The organism is Vibrio sp. Vb1755 (assembly GCF_033338635.1).
GTDB lineage: Bacteria > Pseudomonadota > Gammaproteobacteria > Enterobacterales > Vibrionaceae > Vibrio > Vibrio alginolyticus.
Window position 1 is genome coordinate 1 of record NZ_JAWOTA010000397.1, and the last position, 1,004, is coordinate 1,004.

The 1,004-nt window shown below is 50.3% G+C and carries 1 protein-coding gene; it reads left to right on the forward strand.

Annotation, left to right across the window (positions count from 1 at the left end; all coding sequences use genetic code 11):
* A partial coding sequence (locus R7E00_RS25395; RefSeq protein WP_318124962.1) for a TolC family protein occupies window positions 1–1,004 on the forward strand: 1,004 nt, incomplete at both ends.

Below are 1,004 nucleotides of genomic sequence, written 5' to 3' on the forward strand. Positions count from 1 at the left end.
TGGCAGAAACCTACTTGAACGCCGAAAATGCAGGGTTGAGTACCGATTCACAACCCGTTGAGTTTTGGTGGACTAAGTTTCACGATCCGGTGTTGAATCAAATGGTTCAAGACATGCAGAGCCAAAACATTCCGCTGAAAGTGGCGGCCGAGCGGGTGAAAATGGCCAACAACTATAAAACCATGGTGGAGTCATGCGAGGTACCGACAAGTAATCTCGGTGCGGGTTACATGAACTATCAGTTCAGTAAAAATGACTCTTCACTCGGTCCGATATTGAATCCACTCAGTGATTCCGTGTCGGGTCTGCCACCTCAAATTGGTAACGTCACCCTAATGGATAATCAGCACGATGGCGTATTTGCAGGCGCGAGTATCGCTTGGGAAGTTGATCTGTTTGGGCGCATTGACCGCCAAGCAAACGCGGCGCAAATTCGTCTCGAACAAGCTCAGATTTATCAAAGCGGCTTGAACACGGTGATCACGGCGGATTTGATTCACAACTACTTGCAATACCAAGGTGCGAGTGAGCGCCTTGAATTGGCAAAGTCGAACTTAGAAGATCAAAGACGCACACTCGACCTCGTCGGAAAAGTCGTGCGCAGCGGCTACGGTTCTGATCTCGATTTAGCCCAAGCAAAGGCCACGCTTGCGGCGATGGAATCGCTCGTTCCGCAGTTAGAAATTGCACAACAAGCGCACAAACATCGTTTAGCAGTATTGCTTGGTGAGCCGCTAACGCAAGTCGAAATCCGCCTATCTAAGCAGCATAGTGTACCTGTCATACAGGACATGGTGCCGGTCGGTTTACCTTCCGATCTGTTGAAACGTCGTACCGATATTCGCTTAGCCGAGCGCGAAATGGCCGCGCTCAATGAAGAGTTAGCAGCAAGCGTTGCTGATCAATATCCGAAGTTCTTTTTGACGGGCGCTCCGGGGTTGTCTGCGTCAAGCTTTGACGATCTTTTCAGTAGCGATTCTTTCGGTTGGATGGGCGCGGCAGGC